The sequence below is a fragment of the Pseudomonas danubii genome, from assembly GCF_042980055.1.
GTDB lineage: Bacteria > Pseudomonadota > Gammaproteobacteria > Pseudomonadales > Pseudomonadaceae > Aquipseudomonas > Aquipseudomonas danubii.
Map to the genome: position 1 here is coordinate 6,256,145 of NZ_CP116502.1, position 20,624 is coordinate 6,276,768.

The window sequence follows — 20,624 nt, forward strand, 5'->3', positions numbered from 1 at the left end:
AAGCGCGGGCAGCCGTCACCGCACCGAAGTGCGGCGTTGGCCTACCGTTTGGCATGGCCCGCGCGATGCGGCGGGCAGAATCAGGAAGGAAACAGTTTGCTCAGACAGCTGAGCTTTTTCTTGTAGGAGCGCCGGGCCTCCAGCGCTTCTTCGAGGGTCACCGCGACAAAGCGGGCCTTCTGGTTGGGCTGCATCTGGCCGATCAGGTCAAGGTCGGCGCTGATCACCGTGCCGATCATGGCGTAGCCGCCACCGGATACCGCGTCCCGGTGCAGGACGATGGGTTCCAGCCCCGCCGGCACCTGGATCGAGCCAATCGGGTAGCAACTGTCGACGATGTTCGACGGATCGGAACCGGCGCCGAACGGCTGCTCCCGGGGCTGGAAGCTCAAGGCGCTGCCGCCCTTGAAGCGATAGCCGATGCGGTCCGCCTCCGAGCCTACGGTCCAGGGTTCGGCGAAGAAGCTGGCTTTGGCCGCGTCGCTCAAACGTTCGTAGTACAGGCCCGGCACCACCCGCAGGGTGATTTCGCCGCCCAGGGACTGGCGCAACGCCATGGGCAAGCTGGCACCGGGACGGCTCTTGCCACTGGCGACGCCCACCGGCAGCTCATCCCCGGCCGCCAGGCGCCGGCCCTGGAAACCACCCAGGGCGCCCAGGGCGTAGGTCGAGCGACTGCCCAGCACCAGCGGCACATCGATGCCACCGGCCACCGCCAGATAGGCCCGGGCCCCGGCCTTGGGAAAGTCGAAGCGCAGCACTTGCCCGGCCTTGACCGCAAAAGCGGTGTCCAGGTGCATGTCCACACCATCGAGTTTGGGCGTCATGTGCGCGCCGCAAACCGCCACCAGGGCATCGGCGCTGAACTCAAGCTCCGGCCCGAGCAGCGTGCACTCCAGCCCGGCCGCGCCTGCCGGGTTGCCCACCAACTGGTTGGCCGCACTCAGGGCGTACTGGTCCAAGGCGCCAGACGGCGGAATCCCCAGGTGATAGAAACCTTCGCGACCCAGGTCCTGCACCGATGTGGCCAGACCCGGTTTGATGACCTTGATCATGCCAGCACCTCCTGCAGCGACTTGGGATAGCCGACCGGGTCGGCGAGAAAGGCATCCAGGGAGAACTCCACCTCGCGGATACGCAGGTCGAAGCGCCCGGCCTCGACTTCGGCCACCGCCTGGTCGTAAGCCTCACGGTCGATGGGCTTGAACTGCACGATGTCCCCCGGACGGAAGAACACCATGTGCGCCTTGAGGTAGGCCAGTTGCTGCTGCGGGTCGTAGATGGGGGCCGGGGTGACGCCGAACATCTGGTAGCCGCCGGCGCCGCGCACCGAGTAGATGCAGCCGAAACAGCCGCCGTGGCCCAGGGTCAGTTTTGGCGTATCGGTGCGTGGTCGCAGGTACTTGGGCACCTGCAACTGCCGTTCACGTTCGACCATCTGGAACATGAACGGCAACCCGGCGACGAAGCCCACCATGGAGACAAACCAGGGCGCACCGCTGTGGGCGGCGATGAACGCCTCGACGTCCGCCAGGCCATTGATCCGCGCCGCGTACTCCAGGTCCGTGGCGCTGGGGTCCTGGTGCCGGTCGCGAAAGCGCATCAGGGTTTCGTGGGTCCAGGGATCGTTGTAGAGCACGGGGATCTCGATGATCCGAGTGTGCAGGCTGCGCTCGGCCACCGCCCCGGCCTCGGCCTGCTGTACCGCCTCCAGCAGAACCTGCGGAGCGATGCGATCCGGGTCGAAACGAATCTGGAACGAGGCATTGGCCAGGCACACATCCAGCACCCCATCCAACTCCAGGCGCTCTACGGCACGGGTCACCGCCATGCCCTTGAAGAAGGCTTCCAGGGACATGCTGTCGCTGACTTCGGCGAACAGGTGCTCGTCGGCACCAAAGCTGTAGCGGATCGGCTGGTTCATGCGACACCTCCGGCGCGGCGCGCGGCCAGCCAGGTTTCCAGGGTTCCGGTGTGAAAATCGGCCTGCTGCAACCAGGGTTCGGCCAGCAGTTCACGGTGCAGTGCCAAGGTGCTGGCCATGCCGGTCAAGGTGGTGTGTTCCACGGCCAGCCGCGCCCGGGCCAGGGCCTCGCCACGGTCACGCCCGTGGACGATCAGTTTGGCCAGCAGCGAGTCGTAATAAGGCGGCACAGCATAGCCCGGGTACAAGTGACTATCGACCCGCACCCCCGCCCCTTGCGGCCAGATCAGTTGCTCGACCTTGCCCGGACTGGGAAAGAAATCCCGCGCCGGGTCTTCGGCATTCAGGCGCATCTGCAAGGCCGCGCCATTGAGCTGGATATCGCTCTGGCGCAACCCCAGGGGCTCGCCCCCGGCGATGCGCAACATGGCCTGGACCAGATCGATGCCGGTGATCAGTTCACTGATGGGGTGCTCCACCTGAATCCGCGTGTTCATCTCGATAAAGAAGAACTCGCCGGTGCTGTCGTCATAGAGGTATTCCAGCGTGCCCGCACCTTGGTAACCCAAGGCTTCGGTGAGGCGCACGGCGCTGCTGCACAACTGCTCGCGCTGCTCGGCACTGAGCACCGGAGACGGCGCTTCTTCGAAGATCTTCTGCCGCCGCCGTTGCAGCGAACACTCGCGCTCAAACAGGTGCACTGCGTGTTGGCCGTCGCCCAACACCTGGACTTCGATGTGCCGCGCACGCCCAATGAAACGCTCCAGGTACACTGCGCCATTGCCGAAGGCGGTCTGGGCTTCGCGTTGCGCCCGAGGGAACTCCTCGGCCAATTGCGCCGCATCCTGAGCCAGGCGAATCCCGCGCCCGCCACCGCCGGCACTGGCCTTGATCAACAGCGGAAAGCCCACGCTTTCAGCGGCCTTGCGCGCGGCGTCCAGGTCGAAGAGCTCACCTGGGGAGCCCGGTACCACCGGCACTCCTGCCGCCTGCGCCGTGCGCCGGGCTTCGGCCTTGTCGCCCATGCGGCGGATGGTTTCAGCGCTGGGACCGACGAAGATCGCCCCGGCCTTGGCCACTGCCTCGGCGAAGTCGGCATTCTCGGAAAGAAAGCCATAGCCCGGATGTACCGCATTGGCACCGCTGGCCTGCAAGGCACCGAGCAGGGCCTGGACGTTCAGGTAGCTCTTGTCGGCCCGCGCCGGGCCGATGATCTGCACTTCATCGGCCATACGTGCAGCCATGGAGTCGGCATCCGCCTCACTGCAGGCGGCAACGGTGGGAATCCCCAAGGCCTTGGCCGCACGGATGATGCGCACGGCGATCTCGCCGCGGTTGGCCACCAGCAACTTCTTGATTGCTTGAGTCATGCCCAGGCCCTCACTGTTCGAGCGTCGCGACGACCTGACCCGGCTCCACCGGATCACCGTCTTCCACCACAAAGGCGCTGACCTGACCCGCGCTCCCGGCGGTCAGTTCGGAAAACTGCTTCATGACTTCGATCAGGCCGATCACGGTATCGGCGCTGACGCTGTCGCCGACCTCGACGAAAGGCGCCGACTCGGGGGTGGCCTTGCGATAGAAGGTGCCCGGCAAGGGGGTAATAACACTGTATTCGGCCATGTCTGTTCCTTTTGGAATAGTTGTAGAAAGGCAGGCAAAAAATCAAAACCAGATGAAACCCGCGTCTGTGCGCGGTGCTTCGTGTCAATGCGCCTCAGCGCGGTGCGCGCACCTCGATGCCGGCCTGATCCAGCGCCGTGCGGGTGGCCTCCACCAGATCCAGGGCGCCGGGGGTGTCGCTGTGCAGGCAGATGGAATCGAACTCGATGGCCAGGTCCTCGCCTTCAACCGTACGTACCAGGCCGGTCTGGCAGGCGCGCAGCACCTTGGCGGCGACGGCGGCCGGGTCCAGGGCGCGCACCTGGCGGGTGAAGACGATGGAGCCGCTGAGGTCGTAATCGCGGTCGGCGTAGAACTCGCGGATCACCGGCTGCCCCAGCTCCTGGGCCACGTGCCAGATCACCGAATTGGGCATGCAATACAGCAGCAGCTCGGGCTCCAGCTTGCGCAGGTTTTGCACCAGCAGCCGTGCGGCCTCTTCATCCCGGGCCAAGTGCATGTAAAGCGCGCCGTGGGGCTTGATGTGTTGCAACTTCACGCCTTGCACCCGGGCCATTTCCCGCAGGGCGCCGAGCTGATAAAGCATGTCGTCCACCAGCTCCTGGGCCGGTGCGTTGATGTGCCGGCGGCCGAAGCCCACCAGGTCGCGGAACCCCGGATGCGCACCGATAGCCACACCCAGGCGCTTGGCCTGTTCGATGGTGCGGCGCATGGTGCCGGGGTCGCCGGCGTGAAAGCCGGTGGCGATATTGGCCGAGCTGATAAAGCCCATGAGCTCGTTGTCGACGCCGTCGCCAATGGTCCAGGGGCCGAAGCTTTCGCCCATGTCCGAATTGAAATCCACTGCCTGCATCACTGTTGCTCCAACTCTTGTGACTTCGTGCAGTGAAAATTAGAGCGGCCTTGACCCCTTGGGAAGATCTATTATCAGATAGAGCATCTTCTGAAAAACAGATAAAGCTTTGCTAGGAGTTGGCAGGCGGTGATCCACGTATCGGCGAAGACCGGCGCGAGATGGCTTTGGCCGGCAAGTCGGCTCCTACAGAAGTGATGGGGAATGGAACATGTCGTTGACCTTGCGCCAGGTGCGCTACTTCGTGGCGACCGCAGAGATCGGGCAGATCTCCCAGGCGGCGATCCACTTGAATATCTCCCAATCGGCGGTGACCACGGCGATCAAGGAGCTTGAAGCCATGCTCGCCGTGCAGTTGTTCGTGCGCTCGGCCCAGGGCATGAACCTGACCGACGCCGGGCGGCATTTTCTCAACCGCGCCTATGTGATCTTGCGCAGTGTCGAGGATGCGCTGAACAGTCCGCTGCCGGACTATCGGGCCAGTGGTGTGCTGCACCTGGCGGCCAGCTACACGGTGATCGGCTACTTCCTGCCGCACCACCTGCAACGCCTGGAGCACTGGCACCCGGACGTCACCATCGAACTCCACGAGCAGGAGCGCCAGGCCATCGAGCAAGGGTTGCTGGAGGGCCGTTTCGACATGGCGGTGGTGCTCACCGCCAACCTGACCCACCCGGACATCGTCTCGGAAACCCTGTTCAACTCCGAGCGCCGGCTATGGCTGCCGGCCCACCATCGGCTCTGCGAACGAGCCAGCGTCAGCCTGGCGGACGTGGCCCAGGAGCCGTTCATCCTGCTCACCGTCGACGAAGCCGAGCAGAGTGCCATGCGCTACTGGGAACAGGCCGGCCAGCAGCCCAATGTACGGGTGCGCACCAGTTCGGTGGAGGCGGTGCGCAGCATGGTGGCCAACGGTAGCGGCGTGGCGATTCTTTCGGACCTGGTGCATCGACCCTGGTCCCTGGAGGGCAAGCGCATCGAGACCCTGAGCCTGAGCGACGCAGTGACCCCGATGAGCGTAGGCCTGGCCTGGCACCGCGAACGGACCTTCACCCCGGCGATGCAGGCCTTGCGCGACTACTTCCACGACGCCTTCCTCGCGCCCCAGCAACTCAGCGCCCGGCGCTGAACACCTTGCTTGGCGATCTCTTGCCGAACCTCCAGCGGCCTCAAGATCCACGCGTCTCCTACGGAGCCGTTCGCAGCCTGCGGCAGCGGCTACAACCCGACACCTGTAGCCGCTGCCGAGCCCGCGAGGCTGCGAAAAGGCCCGCAGGGCCTTGCCTGGCGATCCTGAGCCAAACCTGTGGCGACCGGAAAAACCTGCGTCTCCTGCGCAGCCGTTCGCAGCCTGCGGCAGCGGCTACAGGGCTGACTCAGGGGCAGGTCCAGCGTTGTGCGGTGCTGGCGATCTGTGCGGCCAACTGGGCGATGGCCTGTTGATGAGCCTGCACCAGGCTGCTCAGTTCAACACCCGCCGGCTGGCGGATCTGGCTGCTGCAGGTCAGGCTGCGGGCCGGGCCGCCCTCGCCCCGCAGGCGCAGGCTCCAGACCACATCGATCAGCGCGTAACGCCCGGGCAGGGATTCGAAACGCCGTACATCGGTCTGCAACGACAGCACCGGGAGCCCGGGCTGCTTGGGCAAGCCTTCAAGGTTGCGGGTGCCGAGCTTGTGCTCCATCTGGCTGGCCAGGGCGTCGTGGAACTCATCCACCAAAGGCGCGCTCCAGCGCTGGGTTTCCAGGATCGCCAGGGTGCCGCTGTCCTGGCGCACCACCAATTGCGGCTGATCCACCTGGACCGGGATGCGCACCGTGGACATCTCGAACTGCAGATTCGCGTTGCGGGCCGCAGCGCTGCCTTCAGTCACCGGCGGCATCAGGGTGTAGTAACGGGTCGGCGCAGAGCTGCAAGCGGCAAGTCCCAGGGTCAGGCTCAACAACAAGGCGATTTTTTTCATGGCTGGGCTTCCGGTGCGGATTCGCGGACAGAGGAGGATGGCGACTGGTAGGCATCCGGTTGGTTGTCTTTGAGACGGCCGCGAATCAACGCTTCAGGATGACGACCGAGGAAGTCGCTGAGCACCCGTACCGAACGGGCGGTGCGCTGCACTTCCTCCATGGCCTGGCTGAGTTTCTGTCGCTGCGGCGAATCCTCGGAGAAGCTCTCGTTGGCGCTGGCCAGGGTCTTCTTCGACTGCTCCAGGGTGTCGCGCATCTGCGGCAGCACTTGGCCGTTGACCTGTTTCAGGGTCTTCTGCATCTCCGCCAGGCTGCCATCGAGGTTGGCGGCGATGGAGTCGATCGGCAGCTTGCTGATCTTGTCCACCACGGCCTGCAGTTGTTCCTGCAACTTGTCCATGCTGCCCGGGATGGTGGGGATCTCCAGCGGCCGTGCGGCGGGGTTGTAGGCCACCGGCTTGGCATTGGCGACAAAATCCAGGGAGATGTACAGCTGGCCGGTCAGCAGGTTGCCGCTGCGGGGCTGGGCCCGCAGGCCGTTCTTGACGAAGGCGCCGATCAGTTGCGCGGAGCGGGCGTCGTCTTCGCCGCCGGTCTGCTTCACCAGTTTTTCATGGGCCTTGCCCAGGCGTTCGGGATAGATCACCGCCCCTACCAGGGTCGGGAAATACTTGCGCTGTTCGTCGTAGTCCAGGTCCATGGACACCACCTTGCCGATGTTCACCCCGAGGAACTCCACCGGGGCATTGAGCGACAGGCCGCGCAGGGCCTGGTCAAAGCGCATGCGGATGTAATACGGCGCGCCGTCCGGCGGAGCCAGCGCCGTATCCTGATCGCCGAACAGGGTGTATTCGGCATTCTCCTCGGCCGGCTTGGCGTTGGGGCTGTACTTGGGTTCGACGAAGGCGATGCCGCCAGCAAGGATCGAGGACACCGACTCGGTGTTGACCTTCAAGCCGTTGGCGCCCAGGGTCACATCCACACCGCTGGCGTTCCAGAATCGGCTGTCGGTGGTGACGTACTTATCATTGGGCGCGTTGACGAAGATCTTCACGTCCACCCCCTTGCCGCTGTTGGCCAACTGATAGGACACCACCTGCCCCACTTCGATGCGCCGGTAGTAGACCGGCGAACCGATGTCCAGGGAGCCCAGGTCGTCGGTGTGCAGGGTGAAGCGCTTGCCCTTCTGCCCGTAGGTAATGAGCGGCGGGGTTTCCAGGCCCTTGAAGCTGTTCTTGCGCTTCTCCGACTTGCCGGCATCGGCGCCGATAAAGGCCCCGGAGAGCAAGGTATCGACCCCGGAAACGCCGTTGGCGCCAATGCGCGGGCGCACCACCCAGAACATCGAGTCGTCGGCGGTGAAAGGTTCGGCGGACTGATCCAGCTCGACCTTGGCCAGCACCTTGCGGCGATCATCGCTCAAGGCGATGGAGGTCACCTTGCCGATCACCACGTTCTTGTACTTGACCTGGGTCTTGTTGGCTTCCAGGCCCTCGGCAGTCTGGAAACTGATGGTGATTTCCGGCCCGGCCGACAGCGAGTTGTGGACCACCATCGACAGCCCCACCAAGGCCGCGACAATGGGCACCAACCACACCAGCGAGACATTAAAACGCCGCGTACGCAGCGCCGGAGCGCCGGGAGCCGGCTGGGAACCTGCCGCCTTGGAACCTGGATGATCAGACATCTTCAACCTCTACATCCCAGATAAGCCGGGGATCGAAACTCATGGCCGCCAACATCGTCAGCACCACCACCAAACCAAAAAACAGAATGCCCATCCGCGGATCGATGGAACTCAGGGCCCGAAACTGCACCAGGGCCGCCACCAGGGCCACCACCAGCACATCGAGCATCGACCAATAGCCGATCACCTCGATAAAACGGTACAGCCTGGCACGCTCGCGCTGGGCCCAGAGGCTGCGGCGCTGGCAGGTCACCAGCAAGGTGCCGAGGACAAAGAACTTGATGCAGGGCACCACCACGCTGGCGATGAAGATCAACAGGGCGATGTCCCAGGAGCCGTGTCTCCAGAACTCCACCACGCCGCTCATGATGGTGTTTTCACTGGCGCTGCCAAAAATACTGGTGTGCATCACCGGCAGCAGGTTGGCCGGAATATAGAAGATCAGGCTGGCCACGAGAAAGGCCCAGGTCCGCGCCAGGCTGTTGGGCTTGCGCGCATGGACCACGGAGTCGCATCGGGGGCACTGGTGCTCGGATTGCTCGCAGACCTGGCCGCAGGTGTGGCAGAGCATCAGTTGATAGTCCCGGGCGTAAGGGGGCGTACTCATCAGTAGCGACCCTCCAGGTCATCCCACAGATAGCGGATGTCCTTGCCGGAAATCAGGATGATCAGCACCGTCAGCATGGCCAGGGCCCAGAGCCCGAGGCCGGGGTGCACATCGAGCATGCCAGCGAGCTTGACGATGGCCACCAGAATGCCCAGCAGGCACACCTCCAGCATGCTCCACGGCCGCAGGTGCTCCAGAGCCCGCATGCAGGCCTTGAAGCCTGGCGCGGCGCGATCGAAATTGGCGAACCCCAGCACCCAGCACAGCAGAATGATCTGCAGGCACGGTGCCAAAATAATGGTCAGGCCGGTGATCGCCGCAATCAGGCTGATGCGGCCCTGAGCCAAGGCTTCTACCGATTGCCAGAGCGTGGCTTCGTTGCTCAGGCCTTCGAGGCTGATCTTGATCACCGGAAACAGATTGGCGAAGACGAACAACAACCCGGCGGTAATCGACAAGGCGAACAGCTGCTGCACGTTCATGTAGCGGGCACGGGCCAGCAACGCGCCACAGCGCGAGCACTGAGCGGCCTGGCCTTTGCCGAGCGGCACGGATTCGTACAGCGAATCGCAGTGCTCGCAGATGATCCAGTTGCGGGAAATAGTCATGGTCTTCAGATAGTCGGGAGGGCTGCTGGTTCAGTGACGGCCTCCAGCGGACGCACATTTTCAGAAAAACCCGAGGACGGTGTCCAGTTCTGTCTGAAATCAGCTCGCAGACCTCTACGCCATAATAGGCCCCCCGTGGGTTTTCGCCGGCCGAAACCGGCGACTATCACAAAGGCCTGCGGCTCAATGAGCCAGACGCTGTTGCAACCACTTGTCCCGCAGTACGTCGTAGGCCCAGTGGTAGAGGTAGGTGTAGGGCAGAAAGAACAACAGCACGCCGATATCGAGGATGAACGCCTGCAACAGGCTGACATTCAACCACCAGGCAATCAGCGGTACCCCCATCGCCACCAGACCGCCTTCGAACAGCAGGGCATGCAAGACCCGGGTCCAACCATTGCGTGCAAGTTGCAGGCGCTTGAGCAGACGATCGAACAGACCGTTGAACACCACGTTCCAGATCAGCGCCAAGAGGCCGATGCCGATGGTCACCAGGCCCATGTCAGCCATGGGTTTATCCATGATCCAGGACAGCAGCGGCGTGCAAATCAGCACGGCCAGCAGCTCAAAACCTACAGCCTGGAAAATACGTTCGGTAAGGGATTTGTGCAGGCTCATTGCCGTGCTCCTTGAGTGAATGTGTTGGCGATCTTCCAGGATCAGATCGATACTTCATAATCAATAACCATCGACCAAGGCGATAGTTCATGGCCTCACACGAAGTGCTGCTGGCGTTCGTCCAGGCAGCGACCCAGGGTTCCTTTTCCGCCGCCGCCCGCAAGCTGGGCAAGAGCCAGTCCACCATCAGCGCCGCGGTGGCCAGCCTGGAAATCGACCTCAATGTGCAATTGTTCGATCGGGCCAGCCGCAAGCCCGGCCTGACCCCCGCCGGGCAGGTGATGCTGCAGCACGCGGAGGAAATCCTCGCGGCCACCAGCCGCCTGGAAATGGCCGCCAGCCAACTGTCCCAGGGAGTCGAGGCGAAACTCACCGTTGCCCTGTCCGACACCTATCAGTCGGATCGCTTTGAAAGCTGCCTGAGCGCCTTCGAGCAGCGTTACCCGGACCTGGAACTGGAATGCCTGATTGCCGAATGCGAAGACCTGATCGCCCTGGTGCAAAGTGGCCGGGCGCACATCGCCTTTGCCGAGATGCAGGCCGATTACCCGGCGGACCTGGATCACCAGACCCTGGATGAACAGGGTGAAATGTCCCTGTACGTCTCCCGCAAGCATCCCCTGGCCCGGCTCGAGCACGTCGATCAGGAAGCCCTGCGCCAGCACCGCGAGCTGCGCCTGGCGACGGTGCTCAACCCCTACGACAGTCGTCCCCAGGGACGGGTCTGGTCGGCGCCCAGCTACCTGATGCTGCTGGAAATGGCCCAGGGCGGTTTTGGCTGGGCGCCGTTGCCGAGCTGGCTGGTAGAAGGCTTCGGCGCCGGCAAATTGCAGGAACTGAACGTACGCGGCTGGCCGCGCAAGGTGGTGGTGGATGCCCTCTGGTCGCGCCTGCACCCGCCCGGGCCGGCCGGGAGCTGGCTATTGGGGCGGATGCTGGAGTGAGGCAGCTCGGGTATCCGCCCCTGTAGAGCGCGCCCTGTAAAGCTACGCAGAGCTGGAAACCAGTTGGGCCAGGCGCGCTTCGAGAAAACGCCGTTCCGGAGCTTGCCGGGTCAGGGCCAAGGCTCTTTGATAGGACTCCCGCGCCGCCTCGACTCGCCCCAACTGCCGGCAGAAGTCGGCACGGGCAGCGTGGATCAGGTGGTAATCCTGCAAGTCGCCGCGCTGCAGGATGGCCTCCACCTGCTCCAGGCCGGCCGCGGGGCCGTCACGCTTGGCCAGGGCCACGGCGCGGTTGAGCTCGATCACCGGCGAAGGCTGCAGCCGCAGCAACACCTCATACAGGCCAACGATCTGCGGCCAATCGGTCTGTTCGGCGCTGGGAGCCTCGGCATGCACCGCGGCAATCGCCGCCTGCAGGCAATAGGCTCCGCCGCGTCCGCTGCGCAATCCGCGCTCCACCAGGGCACAACCTTCGTCCATCAAGGCCCGCTGCCACAGGGAACGATCCTGCTCATCCAGCAGGATCAACTCGCCCGTGCTGGAGAGTCGCGCCCCACGTCGCGACTCGTGCAACAGCATCAGGGCCAGCAGGCCCAATACCTCCGCTTCCGGTAACAGCTCCAGCAGCAGGCGCCCCAGGCGTATCGCTTCACGGGTCAGGTCCTCGCGGGTCAACTCGGCCCCCATGGACGCCGAATAGCCTTCGTTGAACACCAGGTAGATCACTCGCAAGACACTGTCCAGGCGCTCGGGCAACTCGTCCAGCGTCGGCACCTGATAGGGAATTCCGGCGTCGCGGATCTTCGCCTTGGCCCGCACGATACGCTGGGCGATGGTGGCCGGAGAGACAAGAAAGGCCCGGGCGATTTCCTCGGTGCTCAGGTCGCAGATTTCCCGCAGGGTCAGTGGCACCTGGGCGTCTGCCGCCAGCGCCGGGTGGCAACAGGTGAAGATCAACCGCAGGCGATCGTCTTGCACGTCCTCACCGTCCCAGTCGTGCTGTTCCAGGTGCTCCAGCTGGCTGATCAGCGCCGCCTGGGAAGCGGCGAAGCGCGCCCGCCGGCGCAAGGCATCGATGGCCTTGAAGCGTCCGACGGACACCAGCCAGGCCCGAGGATTGTCCGGGACGCCGTCCTTTTGCCAACGCTCTACGGCGACAAAGAAGGCCTCGTGCAAGGCCTCTTCAGCCAGGTCGAAATCCCCCAGCAGGCGGATCAGGGTGGCGAGAATGCGCCGCGATTGCTCGCGGTAGACCCGCGCCACCAGGACCTGCACGGCCTCACCGGATTGACCCGGCATCAGTCCGCCATGCCTTGGGTCACCAGGGCCACCAGACGCTCCAGGCTCTCTCCCCAACCCTGGTGAAATCCCATGGCTTCGTGGGCTTGCCGATCGGCTTCGCTCCAATGCATGGCGCGGGCGGTGTAGAGCGTCTTGCCGTCCTGCTCCTCGAAGGTCACTTCAGCGGTCATGAACGGCTTGCCCGAAGGAATCCAGCCCGGCACATAGGCATCGGTGAACACCAGGCGCGACGGCGCGTGGATCTCCAGGAACACCCCCATGGTCGGGTATTCGGCACCGTCCGCAGCCCGCATCAACGTGCGAAACTGGCCACCGACCCACAGATCCATTTCACACTCCGGGGTGGTCATGCCGTGCGGCCCCCACCATTGCGCCAGCAACGCCGGCTCGGTCCAGGCGCGAAACACCCTGGCACGCGGCGCATCGATCAAGCGGCTGATGGACAGTTCATGCTCGGCGGCCTGGCGGCCGACTGTTGAAAAGGTCATTGGCAAACTCCTGCTTATGCTTGTTATCAGGGATTGAGTTCACGCACAGGACGCACTTCGACACTGCCGACCCGGGCCGCCGGAATGTTCCCCGCCACCTGGATCGCTTCATTCAAATCCCTGGCCTCGATCAGGTAGAAACCAGCCAGTTGCTCCTTGGTTTCGGCGAACGGACCATCGGTGATGGAGAGCTTGCCGCCACGCATGCGCACCGTGGTGGCGGTCTGTATCGATTGCAACGCCTCGGCGGCAAGCATCCGTCCGCTGCCCTGGACCGACTCGGCATAGGCCTGGCACTCGGCGTCCTTGGGGCTCTCGGGCAGGCTGTGCAACAACTGTTCATCGCTGTAGACCAGACAGAGGTATTTCATGGGTGTCTCCGAGTTCGGGCTGATCAACTATGGTTGCTGTTTTGTCCTTTGGCGAACCGCCCGCTCATCAAGGTTGCAGATCGAACTGAGTGGTCCCGGTCTGCATGTCGAACGGCGCCGACCAGTGTTCATGCACCACTTGCCACTGCCCGTCGCGCAGCTCATAGGCGGCACTCACCCGCATCCAGCAGGCCTTGGTCTGCCCTTGGGCATCGGTGCCCCCGCAATGGGCCAGCCAATGGGCGAACGCCAGCTCCTCGGCGGCCCGCACCTGCAGCTGGTGGAACTCGAAGATGCCCGGCCCCGGGCACTCCTGCATGCAGGCTTGCCAATGTTCACGGTAGGCCGCCTTGCCCGAATACTGCAGGGCGCCGACGGCGTCGAAAGAGACGATGTCATCGGCGTAAAAGCTGACGATACGCTCGATGTCCCTGGCGACCACCGCCTGCTGCCAATGGCCGATCAGGCTGCGGATCTGTGCTTCGCTGGATGGGTTGTGCATGGCAAAACTCCTCAAGGGTGGAATCAACCGGCACCGGGCAGCCCCTGCAAGAGCGCACTTGAATGCTCGGTACACCCTTAGTCGTCTGGCCAGCCAGACAATCGACAACCTCGATAAAAAATTTTACCGCTCGGGCAAAATCGCTAGAATCCGCCCCCTTCCCTCCCCTGGACAGTCCCGCCAGTGACCACTCGTCTCGTGCCTTATGAACAGCTCAACAGCCATCAGCGTGCCCAACTGCTGAGCCTTGAAGTACGGCCTGAACAGAGAGCGTTTTCCGGGGATATCCATGGCGCGCTGTACACCTTGGGCAATGCACCGGCCGGCGCCATCAAGGGCTTTGCCCTGCTCAGCGACGAACGGCCGGTGGCGTTCCTGCTGCTCAAGCACGCGCCTTGCCTGCCGGCCTGGGCCGAGGCCGACCACGCCACCCTGCACGCCCTGCAAGTGGACCTGCCGTTCCAGGGCCAGGGACTGGGCACCGCCTGCCTGCAAGCCCTGCCCGGCGCCGCGCTCCAGGAGTGGCCGCAGCTCAAGGGCCTGATGCTGGCGGTGGATGCCGACAACCAGGCCGCACTCCAGCTCTATCTCAAGCTGGGCTGGGTCGAGAATGGCGAAGCCTGCAAAGGCCGGATGGGTTATGAACGCAGGATGGTCCTGGCGTTTTGAGTTCAGCACTTCAACTCAAGGGCACTCCTGCTTAGCAGCCCCCTGAAAAGCCCCTACGCCGGCGCCCCTTGTGCATCAGGGGCATGCCTGGGACTTACAGCCCCCGCACCATCTCATGCCAGGCCATGCCGCCGTGGTCCGACGCCGACGCCTTGACATAGACGAAGCCAAAGCGCTCGTAGAGCGGCACATGGCGTTCCTTGCACATCAGGTGGATGCACGCCTTGCCCAGCTCGGTCATGCGCGCAATGAAGGCTTGCAACAGTTGCCGGGACAGACCCTGGCCCTGGAAATCCGGATGCACCACCACCGACATGATCACCACTTCGGAACCGGCCGGGTCGTGGCCGATCAGTTCCTTGAAGGCTTCGTCGGCCATCTGCACCTCGAAGGTGGCACCGGAGTTGATGAAGCCGGCCACTGCGCCATCCACTTCGGCGACGATAAAACCCTCGGGCCAGGTGGCGATGCGGGTAGCGATCTTTTCCCGGGTCGCGGCTTCGTCGCCTTCGTAGGCCAGGGTCTCGATGGCAAAGCAAGCATCCAGGTCGGTGGGCAGGACGGTACGGATCAGTGGGGTCGAAGCAGTCATGGGCGGCAACCTGAAGACGGTGAAGGGTGGCCGATTCTAGCAAGAGTGGCGTTGCCGGGAGCCTGGCGTATGCAGGGCATAGGGATAGTCGGGGCCGCCGTAAAGCTTTCATATAAACCCTGGCAAGGGCGGCGCCCAGGGATTATCTATCTGATCCCCGACGCCTCCTGGCCGGCCCCATCAAGCCGGTCCTGCCGCGTCTTGCCCACAGGACTTTCCCCATGAGCAACATCCAGATCGGCCTTCTTGTGCTGTTCAGCATCACCGCCTTCGGCTGCATCACCTTGTACATCGATTTTGTACATGAGCGGCGTCGCGGCAAAAAAGCCCTGAGCGGCGCCACCAGGCAGGATCAGAGCCCCACCAGGCGATAACCCACCTGCAACTCGGTGATCAGGTGCTGGGGCTGAGCCGGATCAGCCTCCAGCTTCTGCCGCAGATGGGCCATGTGCACCCGCAAGTAATGGGCGCGGTCGACATAGTCCAGGCCCCAGACCTCCAGCAGCAGTTGGCGATGGGTCAGGACCCGGCTCTGGCCGCGGATCAGGGCGCAGAGCAGACGGTATTCGATGGGTGTCAGGTGCACCAATTGCCCTTCGCGGCGCACCTCATGGGTGGCCAGGTCGACCTCGATGGCACCGAAGGCCACCTTGCTGGTGGCCGCCACCGCGCCGCTCTGGCCGTGGCGCCGCAGTTGTGCACGAATGCGCGCCAGCAACTCCGGCACACCGAAGGGTTTGACCAGATAATCATCAGCGCCGGCATCCAGGGCGGCGACTTTCTCGTCTTCGCGGTCCCTGGCCGACAGCACCAGGATCGGCACCGCCAGCCAGCCGCGCAGCTCGCTGATCAATTGCTTGCCGTCGCCATCCGGCAGGCCCAGGTCGACGATCACCAGATCCGGCTGGCGGCTGGCGGCATGGATCAGGGCGCGCTTGACGCTGTCGGCCTCGAACACCTGGAAACCTTCGTCCTCCAGGGCAATGCCGACAAAACGGCGGATGTTGGCTTCGTCCTCGACAATCAGGATGCGTGGGTTGCTCATAGGGCTTCCATGGATGGCGGTTGTCCCGCCGGCAAGGTGATGACAAAACTCAGCCCGGCGTCGGCGTGAGGCTGGGCCTCGATACGCCCGCCATGGGCTTCGACAATCCGTTTGGCCAGGGCCAGCCCCAGGCCGATCCCGGCCACCGCGGACTCCTGCTGGCCACGGCTGAAGGCCTCGAACAGGCTGTCCGGGGAACTGCCCTTGGGACAGCCGGGGCCGGAGTCGCTGACCTGCAGGATGATCTGCTGGTCCACCTGACGGGCCGTGATCTGCACCAGGGTGCCGGCAGGGGTGTACTTGGCGGCGTTGTCCAGCAGGTTCACCAGCACCCGTTCCAGCAGCAGCGCATCCACCTCCACCAGAGGCAGATGGGGCGCCATGGTCACCCGCAGTTCATGTCTGGCCAGGGGCTCGCGCAACTGGCGCAGGGCGCTGCCGACAATCTCCTCCAGGGAATTCCACTGACGCTTGAGGCGCACCCCGCGCTCCTGCATGCGCGCCATGTCCAACAGGTTCTCGATCAGGCGCTGCATCGACGTGGCTTGATCATGGATGCCATGCAACAGCTCGGGCAGCGGGCCACTGGGGGCATGGGGCAACGCGGCATCGGCGGCCCCGATGATGGTGGTCAGCGGAGTGCGCAAGTCATGGGAAATAGCGGCGAGCAAAGTGTTGCGCATGCGTTCGCCTTCCATCTGCACCACGGTGCTCTGCGCCACTTCGACGTAATGCACCCGCTCCAGGGCGATTGCCAGCTGGCTCATGCAGGCCTCCAGCAGGCGCTGCTCCTCGGGTTCGTTGAGGCGTTCGGCGTCCGCCAGCTCCAGCACCAGCACCCCGCGCACGCGCATCGGCGCCTTGAGCGGCAGGTAGCAGCCCTTGGCCGCCGCCAGGGTGTCGGTGCCGCTGCCTGCCGGCTGGTCGTGGTCATAGGCCCACTGGGCAATGCTTTCATCAATCGCCAGGGTATTGGCATTCAAGGCTCGCACGCGATTGTCCGCATCCGGCAGCGCCAATCCGACCCGGGCCTCGAACACACCGCTGAAGGTGCGCAGGGCCACGGCGCAGATCTGCTCCTCGGTCAGTGCCGCCGACAACTCCCGAGCCAGCCCGGCCAGGGAGGTGGCGCGGCGTTCGCCTTCGGCGGCGGTGCGGGCCTGGTGGCGCAGCCGCGCGGTGAGCTGGCCGGTGATCAGGGCAATGCCAAGCATCAAGGCGAAGGTGAAGAAATACTGGGTGTCGTTGACGGTGAACGACAACACCGGCTGGACGAAGAAGAAGTCGAAACACAGCACCGCCAGCATGGCCGCCCAGACACCCGGCCCCCGCCCGAAACGCAAGGCCACCAGAACCACAGTGAGCAGGAACAACATCACCACGTTGGCCGGGTCGAACACCTTCAGCAGCAGCGCCGCCACTGCAGTGGCGGCAAAACAGGCCAGGCTGGCCCACAGATAGGCCGGCGCTCGGCTCGGGGTCAAACCGGCCTCTGGCTTGTCCGCAGCGGCCGGGCGCCGGCTCAAGGGCCCGTTGGCGATCACGATCTGATCGATTTCCGGATGCTGGCGGCTGATGCGATCACTCACCGACTGATGCCAGAACTGCCAGACCTTGCGCGGGTAATGGCCCAGCACCAGGCGATTGGCATTGTGCTCGCGGGCACAGGCCACCAGCGCCTCGGCCACGTCCAGGCCGGGCAGGGTCGCGGTCTCGGCGCCGAACTCGGCGGCCAGGGCCAGGGTCTTCATCGCCGCCGCATAACGGCTAGCGCCGTGGCCACGACGTTGCGCCGAGGCCACGTGCACGACGATCCAGTCGGCTTCGAGTTTCTGCGCCAGGCGCGCGGCCTCGCGCACCAGGCGTTCGTCCGCCGGGTCGCCGGCGATCCCCACCAGCAAGCGCTCCCGGGCCGGCCACAGGGCATTGATCGAACGCTCGCGGCGATAGTCGCGCATTTGCGCATCGACCCGGTCGGCGGTGCGGCGCAGGGTCAGCTCGCGCAGGGCCAACAGGTTGCCCTTGCGGAAAAAATTGCGTGAAGCGCGCTCGGCCTGGGGCCCCATGTAGACCTTGCCGTCCTTGAGGCGACGCAGCAGGTCGTCCGGTGGCAGGTCGATCACCAGCACTTCGTGGGCCTCATCGAACAGGTGATCAGGCACCGTCTCGCGCACGCGGATGCCGATGATGCCGCTGACGATGTCGTTGAGACTTTCCAGGTGCTGGACGTTGAGGGTGGTCCAGACGTCGATCCCGGCCCGCAGCAGCTCTTCCACATCCTGCCAGCGTTTGGGATGCCGGGAACCGGGGACGTTGCTGTGGGCCAATTCGTCCACCAGCAACACCGAAGGACGTCGCGCCAGGGCCGCGTCCAGGTCGAATTCGGGCAAGGCATAGTCGCGGTGCATCAGGCTGTGACGCTCCAGCACCTCCAGGCCTTGCAGCAGCTCGGCGGTTTCCCGCCGGCCGTGGGTTTCCACCACCCCGGCCACCACGTCGCGGCCCAGGGCCACTTCATTGCGGGCGGCGGTGAGCATGGCGCAGGTCTTGCCGACCCCGGCGTTGGAACCGAAATAGATCCGCAGCTTGCCGCGCTGGGCGGCTTGTTCGTCCTGTTGCAGCTTTTCCAGCAGCGCATCGGGATCGGGGCGCCCGTCGCGGGGCGCAGGACTTGCATCAAGCACAGTCATGAGCTTCCTTAAATGAACAATGCGGCGCCCCCAGGGAGCGCCGCATTGCCTGTCCTTGCGTCAAACCAGGCCAAGCCCGGCCAGCAGCATGTCAATCAGCTTGATCCCGGCAAAGGGTACCAGCACCCCGCCCAGTCCGTAGATCAGCAGGTTGCGGTTAAGCAAGGCCGCCGCGCCGATGGACCGATACTTCACCCCCTTGAGCGCCAGGGGGATGAGGAACACGATGATCAGCGCGTTGAAGATCACCGCGCTGAGAATCGCCGAGTTCGGGCTGGTCAGTTGCATCACGTTCAACGCGCCCAATTGCGGGTAAGTGGCGACGAACGCGGCCGGTACGATAGCAAAATACTTGGCCACGTCGTTGGCCACGCTGAAGGTGGTCAGGGCGCCGCGGGTCATGAGCATCTGCTTGCCGACTTCCACCACCTCGATCAGCTTGGTCGGGTTGCTGTCCAGGTCGACCATGTTGCCGGCTTCCTTTGCCGCCTGGGTGCCGCTGTTCATCGCCACCGCAACGTCGGCCTGGGCCAGGGCCGGGGCGTCGTTGGTGCCGTCGCCGGTCATGGCCACCAGCTTGCCCTTGGCCTGGTAGTCGCGGATCAGTTGCAGCTTGTCCTCGGGACGGGCCTCAGCGAGGAAATCATCGACCCCGGCCTCCACGGCAATCGCCGCCGCAGTCAGGCGATTGTCGCCAGTGATCATCACGGTCTTGATGCCCATGCGCCGCAGTTCGGCAAAACGCTCCTTCATCCCGCCCTTGACCACGTCCTTGAGTTCCACCACGCCCAGGGCCTGGGCGCCGTCGCTGACCACCAGCGGCGTGCTGCCGCGCCGGGAGACTTCGTCGACCTTGGCCTGCAAGGCCGGCGGGAAGCTGCCACCCAGGGCTTCGATGTGCCGGCGAATGGCATCGGCCGCGCCCTTGCGGATGCTGCGCCCCTGCGGCAGGTCGACGCCGCTCATGCGGGTCTGCGCGCTGAACTGCACGAAGCTGGCGCCCAGGGCCTCGATGTCGCGGCCACGGATGTCGAACTTCTGCTTGGCCAGCACCACGATACTGCGGCCTTCCGGGGTTTCGTCCGCCAGGGAGGCCAGTTGCGCGGCGTCCGCCAGTTCGCTGTCCTTGATTCCCGGGGCCGGCAGGAAGGCGCTGGCCTGACGGTTGCCCAGGGTGATGGTGCCGGTCTTGTCCAGCAGCAGCACGTCGACGTCACCAGCGGCTTCCACAGCGCGCCCGGAAGTGGCGATGACATTGGCCGACATCATCCGGCTCATGCCTGCCACGCCGATGGCCGAGAGCAGGCCGCCGATGGTGGTGGGAATCAGGCACACCAGCAACGCCACCATCACCGTGGCGCTGATCACGCTGCCGGTGCCGCTCATGGCCACGGCGAAGATCGAGTACGGGCTCAGGGTCACGATCACCAGCAGGAACAGCAGGGTCAGCCCCACCAGGAGAATGGTCAGGGCCACCTCGTTGGGGGTCTTCTGGCGCTTGGCCGATTCCACCATGGAGATCATGCGGTCCAGGAACGACTCACCGGGGTTGACGCTGATGCGCACCACCAGCCAGTCGGACAGCACCTTGGTGCCGCCGGTGACCGAGGAGAAGTCGCCCCCGGCCTCGCGGATCACCGGCGCCGATTCACCGGTAATGGCGCTCTCGTCCACCGTGGCCACGCCTTCGATGACCTCGCCATCCAAAGGCACCAGGTCGCCGGCTTCGATCAGCACCACCATGTCCTTGCGCAGCTCGCTGGCAGCCATGGGCAACCAGGCAGCGCCATGCTTGGGCTGCTGCAACAGCTTGGCCAGGGTCTGGCGCTTCATGCCCTTGAGGCTCGCGGCCTGGGCCCGGCTGCGGCCCTCGGCCAGGGCTTCGGCGAAGTTGGCAAACAGCACGGTGAACCACAGCCACAGGGTGATGCTGAGGATGAAGCCGCTGGAGGCCTCGCCTTCACCGCCCAGGGACTGGAACCACAGCAAAGTGGTGAGAATGCTGCCCAGGTAGACCACGAACATCACCGGGTTCTTCCACTGCGCCTGAGGCAGCAGCTTCTTCACCGCATCCAGGCACGCCGTGAACAGCAGCCCACGGTCGAACAACGCTATACGAGGGTTATTACTCATGATCGG

At 64.4% G+C, this 20,624-nt stretch carries 22 protein-coding genes; 4 read left to right on the plus strand and 18 right to left on the minus strand.

Annotated features, from left to right (window positions below; translation table 11 throughout):
• Positions 1-80: 80 nt before the first annotated feature.
• From PFZ56_RS28100 to PFZ56_RS28120, 5 genes are all read right to left on the minus strand, one after another.
• Positions 81-1,055, minus strand: coding sequence for a biotin-dependent carboxyltransferase family protein (locus PFZ56_RS28100; protein WP_102880616.1), 975 nt, complete (start codon positions 1,053-1,055; stop codon positions 81-83).
• Positions 1,052-1,924: an allophanate hydrolase subunit 1 gene (locus PFZ56_RS28105; protein WP_102860656.1), complete on the minus strand. Its 873-nt coding sequence runs from the start codon at positions 1,922-1,924 to the stop codon at positions 1,052-1,054. Before PFZ56_RS28105 ends, PFZ56_RS28100 begins: the two co-directional genes overlap by 4 nt.
• Positions 1,921-3,294 (minus strand): acetyl-CoA carboxylase biotin carboxylase subunit, encoded by a 1,374-nt coding sequence (locus PFZ56_RS28110; protein ID WP_170001726.1) that lies wholly within the window; start codon positions 3,292-3,294, stop codon positions 1,921-1,923. Before PFZ56_RS28110 ends, PFZ56_RS28105 begins: the two co-directional genes overlap by 4 nt.
• Before the next feature lie 10 nt (positions 3,295-3,304).
• The gene (locus PFZ56_RS28115; RefSeq protein WP_102880618.1) at positions 3,305-3,547 is read right to left on the minus strand and encodes an acetyl-CoA carboxylase; all 243 of its coding nucleotides are present in this window, start codon (positions 3,545-3,547) and stop codon (positions 3,305-3,307) included.
• A gap of 94 nt (positions 3,548-3,641) precedes the next feature.
• On the minus strand, positions 3,642-4,400 hold the full coding sequence (locus PFZ56_RS28120) for a 5-oxoprolinase subunit PxpA (RefSeq protein WP_102860653.1): 759 nt from the start codon (positions 4,398-4,400) through the stop codon (positions 3,642-3,644).
• A 211-nt stretch (positions 4,401-4,611) separates the two neighbouring features.
• On the opposite strand from PFZ56_RS28120, the gene PFZ56_RS28125 reads away from it, so the two are divergent.
• Complete coding sequence (locus PFZ56_RS28125; protein ID WP_102860652.1) at positions 4,612-5,529, plus strand: LysR family transcriptional regulator; 918 nt, start codon at positions 4,612-4,614, stop codon at positions 5,527-5,529.
• Between the two features lie 247 nt (positions 5,530-5,776).
• Here the strand turns inward: PFZ56_RS28125 and PFZ56_RS28130 are convergent, their stop codons facing one another.
• The 5 genes from PFZ56_RS28130 to PFZ56_RS28150 form a co-directional block, all read right to left on the minus strand.
• Positions 5,777-6,361, minus strand: a complete 585-nt coding sequence (locus PFZ56_RS28130; RefSeq protein WP_102860651.1) for a membrane integrity-associated transporter subunit PqiC — start codon at positions 6,359-6,361, stop codon at positions 5,777-5,779.
• Positions 6,358-8,049, minus strand: coding sequence for an intermembrane transport protein PqiB (locus tag PFZ56_RS28135; protein ID WP_102860650.1), 1,692 nt, complete (start codon positions 8,047-8,049; stop codon positions 6,358-6,360). Before PFZ56_RS28135 ends, PFZ56_RS28130 begins: the two co-directional genes overlap by 4 nt.
• Positions 8,042-8,656: a paraquat-inducible protein A gene (locus PFZ56_RS28140; protein ID WP_102860649.1), complete on the minus strand. Its 615-nt coding sequence runs from the start codon at positions 8,654-8,656 to the stop codon at positions 8,042-8,044. Before PFZ56_RS28140 ends, PFZ56_RS28135 begins: the two co-directional genes overlap by 8 nt.
• Positions 8,656-9,264, minus strand: a complete 609-nt coding sequence (locus PFZ56_RS28145; RefSeq protein ID WP_102860648.1) for a paraquat-inducible protein A — start codon at positions 9,262-9,264, stop codon at positions 8,656-8,658. The genes PFZ56_RS28140 and PFZ56_RS28145 overlap by 1 nt, the downstream gene beginning before the upstream one ends.
• 183 nt (positions 9,265-9,447) lie before the next feature.
• Positions 9,448-9,882, minus strand: a complete 435-nt coding sequence (locus tag PFZ56_RS28150) for a multidrug/biocide efflux PACE transporter (protein ID WP_102880622.1) — start codon at positions 9,880-9,882, stop codon at positions 9,448-9,450.
• 89 nt (positions 9,883-9,971) lie between these two features.
• Here PFZ56_RS28150 and PFZ56_RS28155 point away from each other — a divergent pair, with 89 nt between their 5' ends.
• Entirely contained in the window at positions 9,972-10,826 is an 855-nt protein-coding gene (locus PFZ56_RS28155; protein ID WP_102880623.1) for a LysR family transcriptional regulator, read from the plus strand.
• Positions 10,827-10,868: 42 nt separating this feature from the next.
• On the opposite strand, the gene PFZ56_RS28160 is transcribed toward PFZ56_RS28155, so the two are convergent.
• From PFZ56_RS28160 to PFZ56_RS28175, 4 genes are all read right to left on the minus strand, one after another.
• A complete protein-coding gene (locus PFZ56_RS28160; RefSeq protein WP_170001724.1) occupies positions 10,869-12,125 on the minus strand; it encodes an RNA polymerase sigma factor in 1,257 nt (418 codons plus the stop codon).
• Complete coding sequence (locus PFZ56_RS28165; protein ID WP_102860644.1) at positions 12,125-12,616, minus strand: SRPBCC family protein; 492 nt, start codon at positions 12,614-12,616, stop codon at positions 12,125-12,127. The genes PFZ56_RS28160 and PFZ56_RS28165 overlap by 1 nt, the downstream gene beginning before the upstream one ends.
• Before the next feature lie 26 nt (positions 12,617-12,642).
• On the minus strand, positions 12,643-12,987 hold the full coding sequence (locus PFZ56_RS28170) for a YciI family protein (RefSeq protein WP_102860643.1): 345 nt from the start codon (positions 12,985-12,987) through the stop codon (positions 12,643-12,645).
• Positions 12,988-13,054: 67 nt separating this feature from the next.
• On the minus strand, positions 13,055-13,489 hold the full coding sequence (locus PFZ56_RS28175) for an SgcJ/EcaC family oxidoreductase (protein ID WP_102880626.1): 435 nt from the start codon (positions 13,487-13,489) through the stop codon (positions 13,055-13,057).
• A gap of 183 nt (positions 13,490-13,672) precedes the next feature.
• Here PFZ56_RS28175 and PFZ56_RS28180 point away from each other — a divergent pair, with 183 nt between their 5' ends.
• Entirely contained in the window at positions 13,673-14,158 is a 486-nt protein-coding gene (locus tag PFZ56_RS28180) for a GNAT family N-acetyltransferase (protein WP_170001722.1), read from the plus strand.
• A 94-nt stretch (positions 14,159-14,252) separates the two neighbouring features.
• On the opposite strand, the gene PFZ56_RS28185 is transcribed toward PFZ56_RS28180, so the two are convergent.
• Positions 14,253-14,750 carry a GNAT family N-acetyltransferase gene (locus PFZ56_RS28185; RefSeq protein WP_170001720.1) on the minus strand — a complete coding sequence of 166 codons (498 nt, stop codon included), beginning with the start codon at positions 14,748-14,750 and terminating at the stop codon, positions 14,253-14,255.
• A gap of 221 nt (positions 14,751-14,971) precedes the next feature.
• Here PFZ56_RS28185 and PFZ56_RS28190 point away from each other — a divergent pair, with 221 nt between their 5' ends.
• Positions 14,972-15,124, plus strand: a complete 153-nt coding sequence (locus PFZ56_RS28190) for a hypothetical protein (RefSeq protein WP_162884081.1) — start codon at positions 14,972-14,974, stop codon at positions 15,122-15,124.
• Here the strand turns inward: PFZ56_RS28190 and PFZ56_RS28195 are convergent.
• Genes PFZ56_RS28195 through kdpB form a run of 3 tightly spaced genes read right to left on the minus strand, consistent with a single transcriptional unit; the run spans position 15,103 to position 20,618 of the window.
• A complete protein-coding gene (locus PFZ56_RS28195) occupies positions 15,103-15,795 on the minus strand; it encodes a response regulator (RefSeq protein ID WP_102860639.1) in 693 nt (230 codons plus the stop codon). The two genes, PFZ56_RS28190 and PFZ56_RS28195, sit on opposite strands and share 22 nt — an antisense overlap.
• Positions 15,792-18,485 (minus strand): sensor histidine kinase KdpD, encoded by a 2,694-nt coding sequence (locus PFZ56_RS28200; protein ID WP_110594799.1) that lies wholly within the window; start codon positions 18,483-18,485, stop codon positions 15,792-15,794. Before PFZ56_RS28200 ends, PFZ56_RS28195 begins: the two co-directional genes overlap by 4 nt.
• Positions 18,486-18,545: 60 nt before the next feature.
• A complete protein-coding gene (kdpB, locus tag PFZ56_RS28205) occupies positions 18,546-20,618 on the minus strand; it encodes a potassium-transporting ATPase subunit KdpB (protein ID WP_123394109.1) in 2,073 nt (690 codons plus the stop codon).
• Between the last annotated feature and the right edge of the window lie 6 nt (positions 20,619-20,624).

Excerpts from the sequence above, each read along its gene's own strand:
- PFZ56_RS28165 (WP_102860644.1), bottom strand. The coding sequence starts at position 12,616 with ATGACCTTTTCAACAGTCGGCCGCCAGGCCGCCGAGCATGAACTGTCC.
- PFZ56_RS28140 (WP_102860649.1), bottom strand. The coding sequence starts at position 8,656 with ATGAGTACGCCCCCTTACGCCCGGGACTATCAACTGATGCTCTGCCAC.
- PFZ56_RS28155 (WP_102880623.1), top strand. The coding sequence starts at position 9,972 with ATGGCCTCACACGAAGTGCTGCTGGCGTTCGTCCAGGCAGCGACCCAG.
- PFZ56_RS28110 (WP_170001726.1), bottom strand. The coding sequence starts at position 3,294 with ATGACTCAAGCAATCAAGAAGTTGCTGGTGGCCAACCGCGGCGAGATC.
- PFZ56_RS28145 (WP_102860648.1), bottom strand. The coding sequence starts at position 9,264 with ATGACTATTTCCCGCAACTGGATCATCTGCGAGCACTGCGATTCGCTG.
- PFZ56_RS28130 (WP_102860651.1), bottom strand. The coding sequence starts at position 6,361 with ATGAAAAAAATCGCCTTGTTGTTGAGCCTGACCCTGGGACTTGCCGCT.
- PFZ56_RS28195 (WP_102860639.1), bottom strand. The coding sequence starts at position 15,795 with ATGAGCAACCCACGCATCCTGATTGTCGAGGACGAAGCCAACATCCGC.
- PFZ56_RS28150 (WP_102880622.1), bottom strand. The coding sequence starts at position 9,882 with ATGAGCCTGCACAAATCCCTTACCGAACGTATTTTCCAGGCTGTAGGT.
- PFZ56_RS28135 (WP_102860650.1), bottom strand. The coding sequence starts at position 8,049 with ATGTCTGATCATCCAGGTTCCAAGGCGGCAGGTTCCCAGCCGGCTCCC.
- kdpB (WP_123394109.1), bottom strand. The coding sequence starts at position 20,618 with ATGAGTAATAACCCTCGTATAGCGTTGTTCGACCGTGGGCTGCTGTTC.
- PFZ56_RS28190 (WP_162884081.1), top strand. The coding sequence starts at position 14,972 with ATGAGCAACATCCAGATCGGCCTTCTTGTGCTGTTCAGCATCACCGCC.
- PFZ56_RS28115 (WP_102880618.1), bottom strand. The coding sequence starts at position 3,547 with ATGGCCGAATACAGTGTTATTACCCCCTTGCCGGGCACCTTCTATCGC.
- PFZ56_RS28125 (WP_102860652.1), top strand. The coding sequence starts at position 4,612 with ATGTCGTTGACCTTGCGCCAGGTGCGCTACTTCGTGGCGACCGCAGAG.
- PFZ56_RS28105 (WP_102860656.1), bottom strand. The coding sequence starts at position 1,924 with ATGAACCAGCCGATCCGCTACAGCTTTGGTGCCGACGAGCACCTGTTC.
- PFZ56_RS28170 (WP_102860643.1), bottom strand. The coding sequence starts at position 12,987 with ATGAAATACCTCTGTCTGGTCTACAGCGATGAACAGTTGTTGCACAGC.
- PFZ56_RS28175 (WP_102880626.1), bottom strand. The coding sequence starts at position 13,489 with ATGCACAACCCATCCAGCGAAGCACAGATCCGCAGCCTGATCGGCCAT.
- PFZ56_RS28120 (WP_102860653.1), bottom strand. The coding sequence starts at position 4,400 with ATGCAGGCAGTGGATTTCAATTCGGACATGGGCGAAAGCTTCGGCCCC.
- PFZ56_RS28160 (WP_170001724.1), bottom strand. The coding sequence starts at position 12,125 with ATGCCGGGTCAATCCGGTGAGGCCGTGCAGGTCCTGGTGGCGCGGGTC.
- PFZ56_RS28185 (WP_170001720.1), bottom strand. The coding sequence starts at position 14,750 with ATGACTGCTTCGACCCCACTGATCCGTACCGTCCTGCCCACCGACCTG.
- PFZ56_RS28200 (WP_110594799.1), bottom strand. The coding sequence starts at position 18,485 with ATGACTGTGCTTGATGCAAGTCCTGCGCCCCGCGACGGGCGCCCCGAT.
- PFZ56_RS28100 (WP_102880616.1), bottom strand. The coding sequence starts at position 1,055 with ATGATCAAGGTCATCAAACCGGGTCTGGCCACATCGGTGCAGGACCTG.